General features: G+C 69.5%; 17 protein-coding genes. 7 read left to right on the forward strand and 10 right to left on the reverse strand.

Annotated features, from left to right (window positions below; all coding sequences use genetic code 11):
• Positions 1-180 precede the first annotated feature (180 nt).
• From G3I71_RS50205 to G3I71_RS05125, 3 genes are all read left to right on the forward strand, one after another.
• A complete protein-coding gene (locus G3I71_RS50205) occupies positions 181-1,410 on the forward strand; it encodes a GNAT family N-acetyltransferase (RefSeq protein WP_203729432.1) in 1,230 nt (409 codons plus the stop codon).
• 60 nt (positions 1,411-1,470) lie between these two features.
• A complete protein-coding gene (fxlM, locus tag G3I71_RS05120) occupies positions 1,471-3,813 on the forward strand; it encodes a methyltransferase, FxLD system (RefSeq protein WP_343242853.1) in 2,343 nt (780 codons plus the stop codon).
• Between the two features lie 106 nt (positions 3,814-3,919).
• Complete coding sequence (locus G3I71_RS05125; protein ID WP_164312728.1) at positions 3,920-4,201, forward strand: MazG-like family protein; 282 nt, start codon at positions 3,920-3,922, stop codon at positions 4,199-4,201.
• 25 nt (positions 4,202-4,226) lie between these two features.
• On the opposite strand, the gene G3I71_RS52590 is transcribed toward G3I71_RS05125, so the two are convergent.
• The 4 genes from G3I71_RS52590 to G3I71_RS05140 form a co-directional block, all read right to left on the reverse strand.
• Complete coding sequence (locus G3I71_RS52590; protein ID WP_343242854.1) at positions 4,227-4,388, reverse strand: hypothetical protein; 162 nt, start codon at positions 4,386-4,388, stop codon at positions 4,227-4,229.
• A 330-nt stretch (positions 4,389-4,718) separates the two neighbouring features.
• Positions 4,719-4,925, reverse strand: coding sequence for a hypothetical protein (locus tag G3I71_RS52595; protein ID WP_343242855.1), 207 nt, complete (start codon positions 4,923-4,925; stop codon positions 4,719-4,721).
• Between the two features lie 29 nt (positions 4,926-4,954).
• Positions 4,955-5,344 (reverse strand): nuclear transport factor 2 family protein, encoded by a 390-nt coding sequence (locus tag G3I71_RS05135; protein WP_164312729.1) that lies wholly within the window; start codon positions 5,342-5,344, stop codon positions 4,955-4,957.
• Positions 5,345-5,388: 44 nt separating this feature from the next.
• On the reverse strand, positions 5,389-5,994 hold the full coding sequence (locus G3I71_RS05140; protein ID WP_164312730.1) for a flavodoxin family protein: 606 nt from the start codon (positions 5,992-5,994) through the stop codon (positions 5,389-5,391).
• Between the two features lie 149 nt (positions 5,995-6,143).
• Between G3I71_RS05140 and G3I71_RS05145 the strand changes: the two genes are divergently transcribed.
• From G3I71_RS05145 to G3I71_RS05155, 3 genes are all read left to right on the forward strand, one after another.
• Positions 6,144-6,317 (forward strand): hypothetical protein, encoded by a 174-nt coding sequence (locus G3I71_RS05145; RefSeq protein WP_164312731.1) that lies wholly within the window; start codon positions 6,144-6,146, stop codon positions 6,315-6,317.
• 266 nt (positions 6,318-6,583) lie between these two features.
• Positions 6,584-7,363, forward strand: coding sequence for a DUF429 domain-containing protein (locus G3I71_RS05150; RefSeq protein ID WP_164312732.1), 780 nt, complete (start codon positions 6,584-6,586; stop codon positions 7,361-7,363).
• Positions 7,364-7,626: 263 nt separating this feature from the next.
• The gene (locus G3I71_RS05155) at positions 7,627-8,379 is read left to right on the forward strand and encodes a sulfite exporter TauE/SafE family protein (protein ID WP_164312976.1); all 753 of its coding nucleotides are present in this window, start codon (positions 7,627-7,629) and stop codon (positions 8,377-8,379) included.
• 22 nt (positions 8,380-8,401) lie between these two features.
• Here the strand turns inward: G3I71_RS05155 and G3I71_RS05160 are convergent, their stop codons facing one another.
• Positions 8,402-11,614, reverse strand: a complete 3,213-nt coding sequence (locus tag G3I71_RS05160) for an alpha-L-rhamnosidase (RefSeq protein WP_164312733.1) — start codon at positions 11,612-11,614, stop codon at positions 8,402-8,404.
• A gap of 658 nt (positions 11,615-12,272) precedes the next feature.
• Between G3I71_RS05160 and G3I71_RS05165 the strand changes: the two genes are divergently transcribed.
• A complete protein-coding gene (locus G3I71_RS05165; RefSeq protein WP_164312734.1) occupies positions 12,273-13,430 on the forward strand; it encodes a S1 family peptidase in 1,158 nt (385 codons plus the stop codon).
• A 309-nt stretch (positions 13,431-13,739) separates the two neighbouring features.
• Here G3I71_RS05165 and G3I71_RS05170 read toward each other — a convergent pair whose 3' ends face one another.
• The 5 genes from G3I71_RS05170 to G3I71_RS05190 all read right to left on the reverse strand — a co-directional run bounded on the left by G3I71_RS05170 (position 13,740) and on the right by G3I71_RS05190 (position 17,999).
• On the reverse strand, positions 13,740-14,366 hold the full coding sequence (locus G3I71_RS05170; protein ID WP_164312735.1) for a bifunctional 2-polyprenyl-6-hydroxyphenol methylase/3-demethylubiquinol 3-O-methyltransferase UbiG: 627 nt from the start codon (positions 14,364-14,366) through the stop codon (positions 13,740-13,742).
• A 162-nt stretch (positions 14,367-14,528) separates the two neighbouring features.
• Positions 14,529-14,699 (reverse strand): hypothetical protein, encoded by a 171-nt coding sequence (locus G3I71_RS05175; RefSeq protein ID WP_164312736.1) that lies wholly within the window; start codon positions 14,697-14,699, stop codon positions 14,529-14,531.
• Between the two features lie 428 nt (positions 14,700-15,127).
• Entirely contained in the window at positions 15,128-15,928 is an 801-nt protein-coding gene (locus tag G3I71_RS05180) for an ABC transporter ATP-binding protein (RefSeq protein WP_164312737.1), read from the reverse strand.
• The gene (locus G3I71_RS05185; protein ID WP_164312977.1) at positions 15,925-16,899 is read right to left on the reverse strand and encodes an iron ABC transporter permease; all 975 of its coding nucleotides are present in this window, start codon (positions 16,897-16,899) and stop codon (positions 15,925-15,927) included. Before G3I71_RS05185 ends, G3I71_RS05180 begins: the two co-directional genes overlap by 4 nt.
• Positions 16,900-16,955: 56 nt before the next feature.
• Entirely contained in the window at positions 16,956-17,999 is a 1,044-nt protein-coding gene (locus tag G3I71_RS05190; protein WP_164312738.1) for an ABC transporter substrate-binding protein, read from the reverse strand.
• Position 18,000: the final 1 nt, after the last annotated feature.

The following is an 18,000-nucleotide window of genomic DNA, read 5'->3' on the forward strand; positions in this document are numbered from 1 at the left end:
CTTGGCGATCTGACCGACCGAACGGTCACCGCGCCGGCACAGCTCGACGATCTCAGCCTTGAACTCCGGCGTGAACGAACGGCGAGGCCGAGGCTTCTTCTTCCCCATGCTCTCCATGATGGACATCTTCCCGGGGCAGAACCCCTGATCTCGAATGTCCGTCAAAGCGGATCAAGCCCAGTGCCGATCGACATCGACCATCACGACATCGACGCCCGCCCGGACAAGGGGGAGCCGGCACACCGGCACTACGACCTCAGGTTCGCGTTCTACCTGGCCGAGGAGCATCCCGATCTCGTCCTGCAGGAAGAGAAGGTCGCTGGAGCCGAGTGGCGCTCCTTCGACGAGGTCAGCTTCCCGGCACTGCGCGCCAAACTGCTCGGGTCGGGGCTCGACGGGCGGCCGGAGCCGGTGAACGCCTCGGCGCTGATCTGCGACGACGCGGGCCGGTATCTGCTGCACCTGCGTGACAACTACGCGCATATTTGGGAGCCCGGGTCATTTGCCTTGCCTGGCGGCGGCAGCGAGCCGGAGGACGAGACGCTCGAGGACACGCTGCGGCGCGAACTCGGCGAGGAGGTACCCGATCTCCTCGTCCCGGTCCTGAAGTCCTTCGCCGTGGAGAAGGCCACCGGCACCGACGGACTGAGCGTACTGATCGAGGTCTTCGCGGGCCGCTGGAACGGCGACCCCGACCGCCTGCGCCTCACCGAAGGCGTCCTTCTGCGCTGGTTTCCGCCCGAGATGCTGCACCGACTGCGGCTGAGCCCGTCAACCCGCGACCTGGTGCTCCGGCACGCGGCGCAACGCACCGCCTTCTTCGGCGACAAGCACCCGGATGAGCAACGGGACGCCGTGGCGCAGGGCGTTCGTCCGGCCGCCGATCACGCCCGGACCGGGACCATGGTGCCGGGGCCCTGTGCGGGAGGGGTGCCGCGTCTCGCGGTTCCCGGCGATGCGAGCGAGATCGCCCGTCTGAGGTCCGAACTCATTCTGTCCGAGCCGCTGAACGAGGACTGGCTGGCCGTCTGCCGCGACCACCTCGCCGCGCGCCTCGTTACGGGCGGGGACGCCCGGGCCTACGTGGTCGACGCGCCGGAGGGCGGGCTGGCGGCCTGTGCTCTCGCCCTGGTCGACGCCGTGCTCCCCGCCCCCAGGTACCCCAAGGGTCTGGCCGCACGGATCCAGGCCGTCGCCACCGATCCCGCCTACCGCCGGCGCGGCTATGCCAAGGCCGCCATGACCGCGCTGCTCGCGCACCTGGAAGGGGACGGCGTGACGCTCTACGAGTTGCACGCGTCCGACGACTCCGTCCCGTTGTACGCCGCGCTCGGTTTCCAGAGCGATCCCGCTCTCATGCGGTTGACCCGGATCCCGTCCCAGGTTCACTCAACCGCGCCCGAGAGGTGACCGGCTCCGAACCCGAGCAGTACAGCCGAGGCGAAACACCACACGATGAGGAGCAGCTACGTGGCTTACGTCCGTCGGGTTGAGTGGGACCGGCACTATGCGGACGGCCGGGGCTTCCGCCTGGTCGGCCGGAGCGAGAAGTCTCTGCTTGCCGAGCACGTTCCCGCCCCGGCCAATGGGCGGGCGTTGGACGTGGGTTGCGGCACGGGAGAGCTGGCCGCCTACCTGGGTGAACTCGGCTATCTGGTCGATGCCGTCGACTACGCGGACAGCGCTCTCGCCCGTGCTCGGGCCGAACAGGCGGACGCGGTGGGCGTTCGCTGGTTGTGCCTGGACATCGCCCAGGACGAACACGCCGAGCTGAGCGACGACGGGTACGACCTGATCAGCTTGCGCCTGGTGTATCCCTTCCTCGGCGACCGGCAGCGGGTCCTGTACACGCTCGCAGGGCGGTTGCGCCCGGGCGGCGCGATCGTGGTGATCACTCCTCCGGCCGCCGGCACCCCGGCCGAACGGCGCGACATCGCTCTGGACGAGGACGAGATCCGGCTGCTGACCGAGGGGTGGAGGACCGCTCAGCGGTTCGACGCCGACGGCCTGGCGGTCCTCGTCCTGCGTGACGCGCTCCAGGAGTTCACCGCGGCAGAGAAGGAGGGGCTGCCGCCCGCCCGAGCGGTTGCCGGCGCGTGCATGGTGGTCACCGACGCCTTCGGGCGGGTGCTGCTCGGGCGTTCCCGGGACGCCATGTGGGAATTGCCCGGAGGCGGCGTCGAGCCGGGCGAGGACTTCCCGAAGGCGGCCGTGCGTGAACTGGCCGAAGAAACCGGCTTGACCTGCCGTGCCGAGGACGCCCATCTGGTGACGATCCTTCATGACGACCGCGGTCCGCTGCGGCGCCTGTCCGGTGTAGTGCGCGCCGTCGCCTGGTCCGGTGAACTCGCTCCACCTGAGCAAGGGTTCGAGCGGTGGGAGTGGCACGATCTGTACTCGTTGGCCGCCCTTGGCCGGATCTTCGCGCCGTCCGCTGCCGCCCTGGACGCCGTGTGGCCGGGAGTTCTGCCCGGCTTGCCACCCGTGCACGACTACCTGGTGGCCGGTCAGCGACCACCGGTCGGTGGTGAACCGCCGCAAGCAGCGCGGCTGCGGCGGCAGATGACCGAGAACATCCTCCGGCGCGGGTACGCCCTGTCGTCGCCGGTACGCGAAGCTCTGCAGCACGTGGCCCGCCACCGGTATGTCCCCGAGGTCACGCTGGAGACGGCGTACGACGACGACCTCGCCGTCGTCACCTCCAAGGACGCGGCGGGGCGGGCGGTCAGCAGCGTCTCCGCCTCGTGGTTGCAGGGCGTCATGATCGACAGCCTGCGCCCGGAGCAGGGAATGACGGTGCTCGAGGTGGGGTCGGGCGGTTTCAACGCTGAGCTCGTCGCATACGTGGTCGGCTCGCGCGGCCGGGTCGTCACGGTCGACCTCGACCCGTACGTCGTACGCCGCACCCAGCGGTTGACGGCAGAGGCTGGCAGCGGCCGTGTCACCGCGATCCTGGGCGACGGTGCCCTCGGCGCACCGGACCACGTGCCTGCCGGCGGCTTCGACGGAATCGTGATCACCCACAACGTCTGGGACATCGCCCCGGCCTGGCGCACCCAGCTCGCCGAGGACCGTCACCTCGTCCTGCCGCTGGAGTTGCACGGCTGCACCCGGGCGATCGTCCTGCACAAGCGCGGGAACGTACTCGAGGCCGGACCGGGCGACTGGACGTTCTGCGGCTTCGTCCGCGACCGGGGATCCGCAGCCCGCACCACCCCCACCGTTGACCTGCCCGGCGGGCTCCACCTCCGCTTCGAGGACGGGATCCCCACGGACACCGCGGGTCTGGAGCAGGCGCTGCGAGGGCCTCGCTACGAGCTCGCCACGGGCGTGTGTGTGGCCGCCGACGAGTCCTTCGAGACCCTGCAACTGCTGCTGGCCACCACCTTGGACGGCTTCTGCCGCCTCGCGCTGGACCACGAGCGGGACGGCGGCCTGGCGGCCGTGCCGCGTGGGACGGCTACGGCCGCCATGCTGGGTGAGGGATCTCTGGCGTACCTGACCCATGTCAGGGTCAAGGACGGGGACACCCCTGCCGAGCAGCGCAGGGAGTTCACGGTCCATGCCGTCGGCCCGGCCCGCGAAAGCCTCGCCCAGCAGATGGCCACTCGGGTCCGCGCCTGGGACAACACGGTCCGCGCCACGGGCTACCCCCGCCTGAGCGTGCACCCCACAGACACGGCGGACCGTGACCTGCCTGATGGCCATGTGCTGGAGAAGACACATTCCCGGTTGGTCTTCCACTGGCCCGCCCTGGACGGGGACGGGGGAACCAGGGCGCCGGACCTGACGACCGCGGGAGACACTAGATGACCGTGCGGATCAACGGGCCGTTCGGCATCGGCACGACGACGCTCACCACCGGTTTCCGTCTTGACCTCCCGCCCCGCACCAGCACCGCTGAAGGAGACACCACGCCGTGCACGGCAACACCTGGGACACCATCCATCAGCTCGCCCGCCGCTTCGACGCGCACGACGCCGAACTCGGTTTGGATCCAGAGGAGCGGTGGACCCTGCAGGTCCTCAAGATCTCCGAAGAAACCGGGGAAGCAGCCCAGGCGGTCATCGGGGCCCGCGGGACCAACCCCCGCAAAGAGTCCTCGACATGGGCGAACGTGCATGCGGAAGTAGCGGACGTCGTTATCACGGCTATGGTCGCCCTGGCCCGCATGCGCACTACCTCTTTCTGCTTTCTGTGACGTTCTTCTGTGACAGCGCTGGGCGTCAGCTCAGCGCCTTGACGACCTCCTGGGCGCGCGGGACCGCCGAGGCGTGGTTCTGGCCGATGATGAGGTCGCGGTCCACCTCCAGGTAGGGCGCGAAGTTCTCCTCGCCCTTGCAGTAGTCCGCGCCCGTTCCGAGACGAGACGGTCCTGGAACAGCCACTTCGCCCGGTCGGCGAGACCGTTGTGTATCTCCTCGGAGTTGGACGGTCCGGTCAGGCGGTAACCGGCGAACGGCGACTTGCCGACGGCGTCCACGGTGAACAGCAGCGCGGCCGGGCCATGGCACACCAGCGACACCATCTCGCCGGAGGCGAGCCAGCGCCCAGCAGCTTGACGGCCGTGGGATCGTCGGAGAGATCCTCCCGTCGGACCCCGGCAACCGGGCGCGAAGACGGCGTCGCAGTCGTCGATCCGGGCGTCCTCGATGCGGATGGGGTTCGCCAGCTCGGTCGCGTCGCGCAGGGCGGTCTTCATCCGCTCGGCGCCCTCCTCACCGCCGTTGAAGTCGGGGCAGGCTGAGCGCGTCGGCGGTGGGCGGTACGCCGCCCGGGGTGGCCGCGCCGATCTCGTACCCGGCCGCCTCGAAGACGCCGTACGGAGCGATGGCCTCCTCGGCCCAGAAGCCGGACGGCTGCCCGGCCCCGTCGGCCCGGGTCCAGTGGTCGGCGGCGGTGACGAGGAAGAGGTCCTTCGCCATCGGAGCGCTCCCTGGGATGGGTGCGGGCGTCAGTTGTTCGCGGCCTGCTGGACGACGTGGCTGTCGGCGGCCTGGATCAGGCGGGTGAGCTTGCCGTCGGTGACCGTCCACAGGTGGATGAACCGCGCGTCCGACTCCTGGCCGGACTTGGACACGGCGTGGTAGTGGCCGTGCACGAAGACGTGCTCACCGGCGCCGTAGAAGTCCTCGGCCACCGCGCCGAAAGAGGTGAAGCGGGGCGTGAGCCGGCCGAAGAAGTCGCCGCCGACGCTCGCCCAGGTCTTGTAGACCCCGCCGTAGGGGAAGCCGGGGGTGATGTCCCAGACGATGCCGGGGTCGATGACCTCGGCGACCACATCCGGAGCCATGCCGGAGTCGTACAGACGGCGGACGAGAGTGAGGTTCGGGGAATCGGGCATGGGGGTGCTCCTCGATGATCTGACGATGCGGGAGAAGGGCTTTGTCAGGCGGCCGCGAGGGCGGCACGGCCGGCGCTGAAGAACGCGGTCTGCTGCGCGACGCGGGCACCGAGACCCTCGGCGGTGGCGATGTCCGACTTGTGGACCGCCTCCGGGCCGGCATCGACCGGGGTCTGCGCGCCCGCACCGACGAAGTAGCCCAGACGGTTGACGTCGTCCTCGCTGCCCTCCGTGGAGGCCCAGCCCGGCTGCACGCCAAGGCTGACCCAGTGCATGCCGTGCTGGGCGGCCATGGTGAAGAAGTAGCCCAGAGTCGAGGACTTGTCGCCGTTCTTGGCACCGGAGTTGGTGAACCCGGCGGCGATCTTGTCCGCCCAGGCCTGGGTGTACCAGCGCTTGCTGCTGGCCTCGGCGAAGGTGTGGAAGGCGGCGGACGCAGTACCCATGTAGGTGGGGGCACCGAAGATGATCGCGTCCGCGGCGTCCAGCTGTGCCCACTGCTCCTCGGTGATCGCGTCCACGGAGATGGAGATCACCTCGGCCCCGACTGCCGCAGCACCGCGCGCCACCGCCTCGGCGATGACAGCGGTGTGACCGTATCCGGAGTGGAACGCGACGGCGACCGTGGGGCGGGTGGAAGTGGAAGGCATGGCGGGAATTTCTCCTCAAAAAGAATTGGGTGAATCGTGCTCCGGAAGCGTGGCACGGAATTCAGCGGCGAAGGTAGGAAGGATTTGTCCCTGGTCGGGATTGGTTCCTGGCTGAGGAAAGCGCAGGAGGGCATGCCGGAAATCACGAGGTGGAAATCTCACCGGGCGGGCCGGGCGGGCCGGGCGACAAGGTCGCGACGTACATCGACACCGGCGGCGATCTGCAGTGCACCGGGCGCAGCAAGCTCGTCTCCGCCGACGCCGACACACTGGTCGTCGGCAGGGGCCAGGTGACTGCGGAGGTGCCGCGTCCTGCTCGATGATGTCGTCGATGAAGTGGTCCTCGAACTCGTCCAGGAGGCCGTTGAGGGCGGCGCCCAGGGACCCTCCGTGGCCGGTGGGGCCGGCCATCCGTCGCCACCTTCGGAGATCATCTGCCCGCGCTCGATGGCTGGGCTTTGACCTCGCCGAAGCCGGTCCCGATCCGGTAAGTGTCCGGGGGCGTGCTGGGCGGCGTCCAGAAGACGGTCGCCTCGACATTGTTTTCGCCGCGGCGTGTGCGCACGCTGGACCTGTCACCATGGGCGGCATGCGCACGGTGGGGATCGATCTGTCAGCCGACCGTTCGAAGACGGCGATGTCGGTGTTGGAGTGGACGGACGGGATGGCAGCGGTCGGGCTCCCCGCGCTCAAGTGCACTGACGAGGTGCTGATCAACGAACTCTCGGGTCTGCGTCCCGGTGACCAGGCCGGTGTCGACACACCGTTCGGGTGGCCGGCCGAGTTCGTGCGTGCGGTGGGAGCGCACCACGCCGAGGACCCGTGGCCGGGCCGCGGCCAGGACAGTGAGCGCTACCGGAAGGACTACCTTCGGTACCGGCTGACGGACCGGATCGTGCGCGACCAGATCTACCCGCTCAAGCCCCCGCTTCCGGCTCCTTTCGACCGGATCGGCGCCATGGTCGCGCGGTGGGCTCATCTGGAGGACGAGCTCAACCGTCGTGGTGTTCGCGTCGACCGGACGGGACGTGGGCCGATCGCCGAGGTGTACCCGAAGGCGTCCCGGCACCGCTGGGAGCTTCTCGGCGGACCCCGGGACATGGATGCCCTTCTTGCCGCCGCGCCCTGGCTGCGGTGCGATGCGCCGACGGCGCGCACCTACGACGCGAGTGAGCATGCCTTCGACGCGCTGGTGTGCGCGTTGACGGCGCGTGCGGTGGCATGTGGCCTGACCGCGTGCCCGGAGGCGGCGGAGCTCGACGACGCCCGAATCGAAGGCTGGATCCACCTGCCCGTGCCGGGGTCGTTGGCGCTGTTGCCGCACCACGAAGACCTGACTCCCATGAGGCCTTCGACCTACGCCGGATGATACGAGGGCGGGGAACGGTGCCCGCCGTACAGGCGTTCCGGCGGCTGCTCAAGGAGCAAGCCGCGCGCCTACGATCGGGTGGCGGCCTCCTCCCTGCGCACCAGCCTGCGGCCGCCGTCCTGGACGCCTCCCGGCACCTCTCGGATCGCAGTGACAGGTAGCGTCGGCCTGATGAACATCTTGTGGGACACCGGCTGGCGGACGGCTCGGTCGGCGCCGGTCCTGGCAGCCTCGACGGAGTTCGCCACGTGACGCCGGAGGGCATGGCCGCCGTGTTCGCGGCCGGTGTGAGTGCGGGTGTGGTCAACGCCGTTGTCGGCTCCGGAACACTCATCACCTTCCCCGTTCTGCTCGCCACCGGCCTGACGCCTGTCACCGCCACGGTCTCCAACGCGCTCGGACTGATCCCCGGCTCCATCAGCGGAGCCATCGGCTACCGGAAGGAGCTCAAGGGGCAGGGCCGGCGCCTCCTGAAACTGAGCGTCGGCGCCCTGCTGGGCGGCCTCACGGGCGCCACGCTCCTGCTCGCCCTGCCTGCCTCCGCGTTCGAGATGATCGTGCCGGCCCTGGTGGGCCTGGCCCTCGTCCTGGTCGCGCTGCAGCCCCTGATCAGCAGGAGCGTACGGCGCCGCCGCAGCCGCACCGGCCACTCCGGCCGCCGCGACGGTGGCCCGCTGCTGTTCACGGGCCTGACCCTCGCGAGCGTCTACGGCGGCTACTTCGCCGCCGCTCAGGGAATCATCTACATGTCCCTGATGGGCATGCTCCTCGACGAGACGCTGCAACGCCTCAACGCCGCGAAGAACGTCCTCGCCGCCGTGGTCAACACCGTCGCCGCGGTCTTCTTCCTCTTCGTGGCGGACTTCGACTGGACGGCCGTGTCGCTGATCGCGGTGAGTTCCGCGATCGGCGGCCAGATCGGAGCCACCGTGGGCCGCCGCTTCAGCCCCGCGGTGCTGCGGACCCTCATCGTGACGATCGGTACCGTGGCCATCGTTCAATTGGTGCTGAAGTGAGCGGTTGGACCAGGCGTGCGAGTCACGTGGTGAAGCGGTGGCTGCCGGACCCGACCCGGTACACCACGCAGCCGTCCTCCTGCCGCAGCAACGTCGCGCGGGTGTGGGTGACCTCCCCCGGAGCAGCCGCCGGGATCCATACCTCGGCGGTCGTGTTGGGCGGCACGGCGCACGTCAGGGCGAAGCCGTCGGCCCGCTGTTGCCAGCGTGTGGAGACCGGGCCGTAGACCGAGGCGAACGTGGCACGGGCGGTGGTGACTTCGCCGCCCGGACGTGGACGGACGACGATCTCGCGGTAGCCGGGACGGCCCGCCGAGATCCCGGCGATGTTCGTGTACATCCACTCCCCCACCGATCCGTAGGCGTAGTGGTTGAAGGAGTTCATGCCCGCGTCCTGGAAGCTGCCGTCGGGCCGGATGGAGTCCCAGCGTTCCCACATGGTGGTGGCGCCCTTGTCGATCTGATAGCCCCAGCTGGGGAAGGAGCGTTGCTGGAGAAGCCGGTAGGCGACGTCGGTGTGGCCGGTGTCGGTGAGGACGGGCAGCAGTCGGGGCGTGCCGAGGAATCCCGTCGACAGGTGCCAGTCCTTGGCCTCGATGAGCGCGACGAGCCGGGCGGCTGCCGCACTTCGCAGCGCGTCCGGCAGCAGGTTCATCGACAGGGCGAGGACATAGGCCGTCTGCGTGTCGCCCCTCACTCTGCCGTCGGCGGTGACATAGGCGTTCTGGAACGCTGCCCGTATGCGCGTGAAGAGGTCGAGGTAGGGGGTGGCGTCCTTGCCCAGCTCGTGGGCCATCCGGGCCGCGAGGTCGGCGCTGTGGGCGAAGTAGGCGGTGGCGACGACGTCCTTGGGCGTCTCGTCGGAGACGTTCAGCCAGTCGCCGTATCCCGCGTCCGGCCGCAGCAGGCCTGTGCTGTTTCTCTCCAGGTACGCCAGCCATGCCTGGATGGACGGCCAGGCATCCTCCAGGACCTGCCGGTCCCCGTACGCCTGGTACAGGGACCAGGGAACCGTGACGCCCGCGTCGCCCCATCCGGCGACGCCGTTGCCGACTGTGCCCACCATCGGCGCCACGTCGGTGAAGGCGCCCTGCGCGGTCTGGGCGTCGCGCAGGTCCACGAGCCACTTGGTGAGGAAGCGCGCCGATTCCATGGTGTAGGCGGCCGTGGGTGCGAAGACGTTGATGTCACCCGTCCACCCGAGGCGCTCGTCGCGCGCGGGGGTGTCCGTCGGTACGGAGAGGAAGTTGCCGCGCTGCCCCCAAGTGATGTTGCTGTGCAGCTTGTTGAGCATCGGGACGTCGGTCTCGAACTCGAAGGTGAAGGGTGCGGAGGTGTGCATGACGCGACCGGTCACGGCAGTCGCCGAGGGGGCGCTGGACAACCCGGTCACCTCGACATAGCGGAAGCCGTGGAAGGTGAAGCGCGGCTCGTACGTCTCCTCGCCACCGCCCTTGAGGGTGTACGTGTCGGTGGCCGTGGCGGTGCGCAGGTTCGCGGTGTAGAGGGTGCCGTCCGGGTTGAGGACCTCGGCGTGCCTCAGCCGTACGGTCACTCCCGCGTCACCCGAGACGCGCAGCCGTACCGACCCGACCATGTTCTGGCCGAGATCGAAGACGAAGACGCCCGGCCTGGGTTCGGTCACCGTCTTGGCCGGGAGTTCCTTTGCCACCCGCACCGGCCCGTCCACCTGCGCGACGATCAGGTCGGGAGCCGCGTCGCCGGCCGTACGGACGTCGAGCCAGGTCCGGTCGTCGAAGCCGGGTGAGGTCCAGCCGGAGGTCTCCTTGCGTGCGTCGTACGTCTCGCCGCTCAGCAGGTCGGCGGAGACGATCGGCCCGGAGGTGGCCCGCCAGTCCGTGCCCGAGGTGATGCGCTCGCTCGTTCCGTCGGCGTACTCGACCTCCAACTGCGCGAGCAGTGCCGGGCGTTCGCCGTACTGGTGAGGTCCGAACATGCCGACGTTGCCCGCGTACCAGCCCGGCGCCACCCATGCGCCGATGGCGTTGGCGCCGGACCGCAGGAGCTTGGTGACGTCGTACGTCTGGTACTGAACGCGCTCGCGGTAGTCGGTCCAGCCCGGAGCGAGCTGGTCGCGGCTCACGCGGCGGCCGTTGAGATGGGCTTCGTACAGGCCGAGAGCCGTGGCGTACAGGCGGGCGCGCGCCACCTTCTTGCGAGGGAGCCTGAACTCGTGCCGCAACTGGTTGGCGGCGAACGACGCCGCGACGACCCTCCCCCAGGGCCCTGCTCCCCAGGCGGCCGCCACCTTCGCCGCGGGCCAGCCGCTGTCGTCGAAGTCCGCCCCACGCCAGTCGGCGGCGGGTTCCTGGTTCGTCGATTTCCAGGAGGCGTCGGTGACGATCCGCTGCTCGCCTGAGGCCGTGTGGACCGTGAGGACGGCGATCAGCCCAGCGGGTCCCACGCTCGCGTTGGCCGCTGAGACCGCGAGGACGTTCTTCCCCGAACGCAGTTGGGCGAGGACGTCGAGGACGGTCGGCCGGCGCCAGTTCTCGAACTCCGTCGCCAGGTCGGTGCGGGCCACCTCGGCACCGTTCACGGAGATGGAGAAAACGTTGTCAGCGCTTATAGCGAGCGTCGCGGCCGTGATCCCGTCCGGGAGATCGACGGTGCGACGGAACCAACGGGTGCCCGCGGGCGCGCTGTTGGCCGGCTCACCCTCGGGGAACCAGATCCACGCGGAGCCTGCCAGCGAGGGCGCGTCGGTGAGGGCCGCAGGAGCGGAGACCCATTGGGCGGACCACTGCGCGGCGTCCATGAGGCCGGTCTCCCACCACGCCGGCGCGCTCCAGCCGGAGGCGCCGCCGTCGGCGTCCCATACCTGCACGGACCAGAAGTAGCGCGTACGCGGCTTGAGTTGGGGCCCCGCGTACGGGACGAGGACGGACTCGCCGGAGGTGATCCTTCCGCTGTCCCAGACATCCGGGTGGGACAGGCGCGACGCGCTGGAGGCGACGCGGATCCGGTAGGCGCTCTGGCTCACGCCCGGCTTGTCCGAGGCCAACGGCCAGCTCAGTCGAGGGCGTTGGGCGTCGAGTCCCAGGGGGTGCGGGACGTACTCGACGGTGGGCGTGGTGACGCGCAGGGTGCCACGGTGCGCGCCCCCCTGGGCCGGCGTGGACGCCTGTGCGGCCCCCGCTGATCCGGCGTCGATGGCCGCGGCGGCGGCCACTGTGGCGGTCGCGGCCGCCAGGATGTTCCTCCTGCTGATCATTACGGCCCCTCACATAGAAACGATGAATCGATTCATGGCGGTGAACGTAGGGGCGCATGAGGCAGGGGTCAATGGAACGCACAGGAATTTCCTGACGAGCCGTCGGGCGAACACAATTGGCCGACGGCGCCCCACGCGTCCCCGGCATCGACGATTGAACGGTTTCAATCGCAACAGTCGGAGGCCGACGCACCCGAGGGTCGGAGCCTTGGCGATGACGGGGCGAGTGGCGAAGTACCTACCGGCGATCAACCAGACGGCCACCAGGGCAAGGAAGTCGATCGCATAGACGGTTCTTCCACCCGCGCCGGTAGTGGCGAGGACAGGAACGTGCGCGTCTATGCCGTCACCGCCGTGACGAACGCGACGGCGGCGACCTCCCCCGAGGCTGGGGCCGCCTCGGCGGGTTTCAGCATCGTGGGCGGCATCGCCGTTGCCGTGGTTGCGCCATGTCTGTCAGGCAGCCCGCGGCACGCCTGTTGCGTCCGGACGTGACGGGCGCTGCCTGCCATCACCTATCGGGTAACACTCGGACAACGCATTGGTATGGACCTGCCCATGATCAGGCGCTACGCTCTGCCGAGCCATACGTGTGAGAGCGCTCTCATTGCACCTCCGTTCCATCCCCACCTTGCTGGAACAACGAAGGGCAACTCCCTTGAGACGCACGACGATTCCGCGCGCCAGTCTGGCCGCACTGCTCATGTTCGGCACGTTCGCGACGGCAGGCTCACTGCCCGCCTCCGCCAGCGACTCCCCCTCCACCACGGAAGCACCCGCCTCCGCAGGGCTCCTCTCCGCCATGCAGCGCGACCTGGGCCTGTCAGAAACCCAGGCCGTGGCGCGCATCGCCGCGGAGAAGGCGGCGACGGCCGCCGAACCGAAGGCCCGCCGGGCCGCTGGAGCCTCGTACGGCGGCTCCTGGTTCGACGCCCCGAGCGGAAAACTGACCGTCGGTGTCACACGTGACGCCTCCCCCACAACCCTCCACGCCGTACGGGCCACCGGCGCGACCGTCCGTACCGTCACACACAGTGCACGACAACTCGCCGCGACCCAGGCGCGCTTGGAGAAGCTGTCCGCTCCCGCAGGAGTCAGCAGTTGGCACGCCGATCCGAGAGCCGGCTCGGTCGTCGTGAGTGTTGTCACTGGTCAGCGCGACGACAACGATGTCGAGCGATTCCTCGCCCGTGCTCATGAAGCCGGGCCCGTCACCGTAGAGGAGACGTCGAGCGCACCCACGACCTTCGCCGCCGGAACCGTCGGCGGCGACCCGTACTACACGGGCAACGTCCGCTGTTCCATAGGGTTTTCGGTGTACGGCGGATTCGTGACCGCCGGACACTGCGGACAGGCGGGTGCCGGAGTCAGCGGCTGGGACCGCTCCTACATCGGCAACTTCCAGGGCTCCTCGTTCCCCGACAACGACTACGCCTGGGTCAACGTGGGCAGCGGCTGGTGGACCGTACCGGTCGTGCTCGGCTGGGGCACCGTCTCCGACCAGTTGGTGCGCGGCTCGGCCGTGGCGCCCGTCGGCGCGTCCATCTGCCGTTCGGGGTCGACCACTCACTGGCACTGCGGGACGGTCCAGGCCCACAACGAGACCGTCAACTACAGCCAGGGCTCGGTGTATCAGATGGCCAAGACCAGCGTCTGCGCCGAACCCGGCGACTCCGGTGGCTCGTTCATCAGCGGTGACCAGGCACAGGGCGTGACCTCCGGTGGCTGGGGCAACTGCGGCACCGGCGGCCAGACCTGGTTCCAGCCCGTCAACGAGATCCTCAGCCGGTACGGGCTGACGCTGCACACGGCCTGACGAACCATCCGTACGAGGGCGGGCTTCGCTGGTTGCCAGGCGGAGCCCGCCTGGCATTTCGGCAGCCCCTCCCGATCCCTGGCCCACGTGGTGTCCGGCTGCTCGCCCAGCACGCGGGACACCACGGGCACGTGCCGGGGCGTACACCATCGCGCGCCGACGTGGTCGGCGATCGCCGACCGCCCGACATCGTCGCGGAGGGTGCCTGACACACTGACGTCAGGCTCTTCGTCCGAAGCTTTCGGCTCCGCCGGTGGCCCACGCGTTGGTCTTCCACGTGAGGAGGACGGTCTCAGACGGGGCGCGGACTCATGTGGTGGGGCGGGAGTGCACGCTGACGGCATAGCCGCAGCCTTGGTAGTAGCGCTCGCCGCTCCAGGTGGCGTAGCGCTGCCGCAGGGTCAGTCCGGCCTGGGTACACCAGTGGTCGAACTCCGTAAGGGTCACCGGCGGTTCCGGCAGCGGCAGGTGTGCCGCGTCCAGCCCCATCCCCGTGACCAGCAGCCCGCCAGGACGCAGCGCGGTGGCCAGCTGCCGGACGACCGATGCTTCGGTACCGGGGGCCAGCAGCGGAATGACATTTCCGGCGGCGAGCGCCAGGTCGAAGCCCGGATTCAGGCCGAGTGTGTCCAGACGGGCCAGGTCACCGAGAAGCCACTCTTGTGTGGGGGCGTCGCGGCGGGCGACGGCGAGCATCGATGGGTCGACGTCCACGCCGGTGCAGTGATGGCCCAGTTCGGCGAGCCGGATCGCGATCCGGCCGGTGCCGCAGCCGGCGTCGAGTACCCGGGCGGCGGGCTTCAGCAGCGCGGCGCAGAAGGTGGCCTCGCCATGGATGTCTTGGCCGGACTCGGCGAGCCGCGCGAAACGCCGAGCGTACTCCTCTCCGGCCTGTCCACCGGTCAGTTCCGTCCAACGGTCGCCTTGCCCGGTCATGTTCAGCGTGCCTTCCGGTCAGCCTCGCCCAGCAGGGGCGCGGACGGTGCCATCGCACTTCTACGCTCGTAGGTGTGGACCTCGCGGCCTGCTACGAAGGTACACAGGGCGAGGCTCGAACAGCAGCCGGCCGTGCACTACCTCAGCACCCGTACCTGGCCATCAGCCTGCCGCGGTCGTCGTGCCCCCTGCGGTGTGAAGACCCGGGGACGGGCGAAACCGGCCCTCGATCGCGTTGGCCACGAGCGGACGGCCGTGCCGGGTCGTGGACGAGACGGCGCCGAGCGTGATGGTGATGCTGTCTGTGCCGAGCAGGATCGAAGTGATCCCCACGGGGTGCGTGAAGTAGTCGACATCGCCCTTGAGGTGCTGGAAGACACGCCCCTCAAGGAACTGTCGGGCGCCAACGGCTGGGGCAATCGGCCGGCCTCCGGGCGCCCGGTCCCTGGGCAGGGAACTGCGCTGACGACCGTATGCACGGGCTCACTGGTCCTCGCGGCCGCCGGCCCGCTCACCGGACGGACGGCCGGCCACCACGCACCGGTGCCATCTCGACAAGCTCGCGGACATCGACGGCACGATCGGTGTGCGTGCCGGGGCACGGTACGTCGACGACGGTGACGTCGCCACCTCTGCCGGTGTGGCGGCCGGGATCGACATGGCACTGCATCTGGTCCGCCGTCTCGACGGAGCGGAGGCCGGCGAGCTGACCCGGACCGGAATCATGTACGAGCCCGCACAACTGCGACTGACAGCGGTCGTCACAGTTGTGCGGGCTCGGGCTCCCTGTCGCGGGCGAGAGGCTGGGCCGCGTAGGTGATGCGGACGACGCCGTCGGCGTGGCGTTCCGTGTCACCCCGTACGCCGAAGACGTCGCGGAGGAGGTCCGGTGTCAGGACCTCCAGTACCGGTCCGGCTGCCACCACCTCACCCTCGTGGAGCACGACGAGGTGGTCGCAGAGCCGGGCGGCGAGGTCGAGGTCGTGCAGCACTGCCAGGGTGGTGATCCCGGTGCTGCGGATCAGGTCCAGGAGTTCGAACCGGGCGCGGATGTCCAGGTGGTTGGTGAGTTCGTCCAGGACCAGGAGCTGGGGGTGCTGGGCGAGAGCCCTGGCCAGCAGGACTCGTTGGCGTTCGCCGCCCGAGAGGGTGGCGTAGTCGCGGTGTGCGAACGGGGTGACACCGCAGCGGGCGACCGCTTCGGCGACGGCCTCGTGGTCCTCGGCGCGGTCCCTGCCCATCAGGCCGTGGTGGGGCGTACGGCCGAGGGCGACGATCTCGGTCACCGTCAGGCCGGTGGTGGTGCCGGCGTCCTGGAGGACCGCCGCCGTACGGCGTGCAGCCGTGCGGGAGGAGAGTTCCCATACGTCGTCGCCGCCCACCCTGACCACTCCACCCGCGGGGCGCAGTGAGCGGTAGACGGTGCGCAGCAGGGTGGACTTGCCGCTGCCGTTGGGGCCCACCAGGCCGACGATGTCGCCCTTGGCCGCCTCCAGGTTCACCTCGCGGAGGATCGGCCTGCGGTCCAGGGTGATGTGGAGCTGGTCGACGGTCAGTTTCATATGGTGTCCAGGCCCTTGTTGCGGCGCAGCAGCCACAGGAAGAAGGGGGCCCCGAGCAGGGCGGTGAGGATGCCCAGCGGGAGTTCGTTGGGGCGGGTGAGGGTGCGGGAGAGCAGGTCGACGAGGACCAGGTAGACGGCACCGAGGAGTGCGGTCAGCGGAATGAGTCTGCGGTGGTCGGCGCCGGTGCTGAGGCGGACCAGGTGGGGGATCATCAGGCCGACGAAGCCGACACCGCCCGCGACAGCGATGACGGTGCCGGTGAGCAGCGCGCTGACGACCAGCAGGCCGGCGCGCAGCCGGTTGACGTCCACGCCGAGCGCGGTCGCCGACTCGTCGCCGGCGAGGAGCGCGTTGAGGCGTCGGCCCAGCAGGGTCAACAGGACTGTGCTTGTCAGGACGACGACCGTGACGGTGGGCAGCTGGCTCCACTGGGCGCCTGCCACGCTGCCCAGCATCCAGAACATCACCGTGCGCAGCTCGGTGGGCGTCGCCAGCAGCTGGACGAAGCTGGTCATCGACAGCAGGACGTAGCCGACCGCGACCCCCGCCAGTACCACCCGGGTGGGGGCGAGCCGGCCCTGCCGCTGACCGAGGACGAAGACCAGGGCACCGGCGGCCAGGGCACCGACGAACGCCGCTCCGGAGACGCCAAGTGCGCCCAGGCCGCCGAGCGCGACACCCCCGAGGGTGATGACGAGGACCGCGCCGAACGAGGCGCCGTAGGAGAAGCCCAGGACGACCGGGTCGGCGAGCGGGTTGGTGACCAGTGTCTGCAGCACCGCCCCCGCCACCGCCAGGCCCGCGCCGACCAGGGCGGCCAGGGCGACTCGCGGGGCGCGGAAGGTCCACACGATCTGGTCCAGTGCGGGGTCCGCGGTGGCGCCCTGGCCGGTGACGTGGTGCAGGAGGATCCCCCACACGTCGCCGACCGGGATGTTGACCGCGCCGATGCTCACCGCCACCACCATGACGACGACGAGCACGGCGAGCAGGACGCCGACGGCGAGGGACAGCCTCAGTCCGTTCAGACCTTGTCGGGGTGCAGGGCCTTGGCGATCTTCTCGACGGCCAGGTCGTTGCTGGGGCCGAGGTACATCGAGTCCGACAGTGCCACGTACGTGTTGTTCTTCGCGGCCGGCCACTGGGGGAACTCCTTCAGCAGTTTCTTGGCGTAGGCCGCCGGGTTCGGGTCGTTGTAGCCGATGACGACGAGCGCGTCGACGTCGGTGGCGGCCACCTTCTCCTTGCTCAGGTCGGCGAAGGAGCTCTTCGAGGCGTTCTCGAAGGCGTTGCTGCCGCCGGCCTTGGCGAGGATGTCGTTGTAGATGCCCTTGGCGACGACCGAGCTGAAGTCGTTGCCGCCCATGGCCATGTTGGAGAACAGGACCATGACCTTGGGCTGCTTCTCGCCCTTCACCTTGGCGGCGACCTCGGCGATGTTCTTCTCCGACGCGGCGATGATCTTCTCGGCCTCGTCGCTCTTGTCGAAGACCTTGCCCATGTCACGCAGCAGCGTGTAGCTGTCGGCGATCGTCATCTTGGAGGTGTCCTGGTCGCAGCCCTGCGGGGACACGTAGGTGTTGGCTCCCACCGCCTTGAGCTGATCTCGGGTGGCGAAGCCGTTCCTCTCGTCGAAGCCGTACGAGGTGGTGGACAGGACCAGGTCGGGGCGCAGCCCGATCATCGCCTCGCGCGGGATGTCGTAGGCGTCGTTGAGCTTGACGTCACCGGTGGACAGCGCCTTGATGGCGGCGGCACGTCCGGTGACCTCGGACATGCCGTAGGTCTGCTGGTTGGCGACGATCCTGTCCTGTACGCCGAGGGCGAGGAGTGTGGAGACCTCGGCGACCGAGGCACCGTTCATGACGACGACCCGGCTGGGCTCCTTGGTGATCTTTTCCGACACTCCGCAGTTCTCGAGGGTGACCGGGTAGCCGGTGTTCGCGGCGGCGGCTGTCGCTCTGCCGTCGGCGGCGCTGTCCGTGTCGGTCGAGGAGTCGGCGCAGGCCGCGGTGACCAGACACAGGGCGCCGGCCAGGGCGATGGCGACGGGCCGTTTCTTCGACATG

The organism is Streptomyces sp. SID12501 (genome assembly GCF_010550245.1).
Classification (GTDB): domain Bacteria; phylum Actinomycetota; class Actinomycetes; order Streptomycetales; family Streptomycetaceae; genus Streptomyces.

Bases quoted from the DNA above. Each gene is read 5' to 3' on its own strand.
- G3I71_RS52595 (WP_343242855.1), bottom strand. From the start codon at position 4,925: ATGGCGAAGGACCTCTTCCTCGTCACCGCCGCCGACCACTGGACCCGG.
- G3I71_RS05135 (WP_164312729.1), bottom strand. From the start codon at position 5,344: ATGCCCGATTCCCCGAACCTCACTCTCGTCCGCCGTCTGTACGACTCC.
- G3I71_RS05140 (WP_164312730.1), bottom strand. From the start codon at position 5,994: ATGCCTTCCACTTCCACCCGCCCCACGGTCGCCGTCGCGTTCCACTCC.
- G3I71_RS05150 (WP_164312732.1), top strand. From the start codon at position 6,584: ATGCGCACGGTGGGGATCGATCTGTCAGCCGACCGTTCGAAGACGGCG.
- G3I71_RS05155 (WP_164312976.1), top strand. From the start codon at position 7,627: ATGGCCGCCGTGTTCGCGGCCGGTGTGAGTGCGGGTGTGGTCAACGCC.
- G3I71_RS05160 (WP_164312733.1), bottom strand. From the start codon at position 11,614: ATGATCAGCAGGAGGAACATCCTGGCGGCCGCGACCGCCACAGTGGCC.
- G3I71_RS05170 (WP_164312735.1), bottom strand. From the start codon at position 14,366: ATGACCGGGCAAGGCGACCGTTGGACGGAACTGACCGGTGGACAGGCC.
- G3I71_RS05180 (WP_164312737.1), bottom strand. From the start codon at position 15,928: ATGAAACTGACCGTCGACCAGCTCCACATCACCCTGGACCGCAGGCCG.
- G3I71_RS05185 (WP_164312977.1), bottom strand. From the start codon at position 16,899: ATGGTGGTGGCGGTGAGCATCGGCGCGGTCAACATCCCGGTCGGCGAC.
- G3I71_RS05190 (WP_164312738.1), bottom strand. From the start codon at position 17,999: ATGTCGAAGAAACGGCCCGTCGCCATCGCCCTGGCCGGCGCCCTGTGT.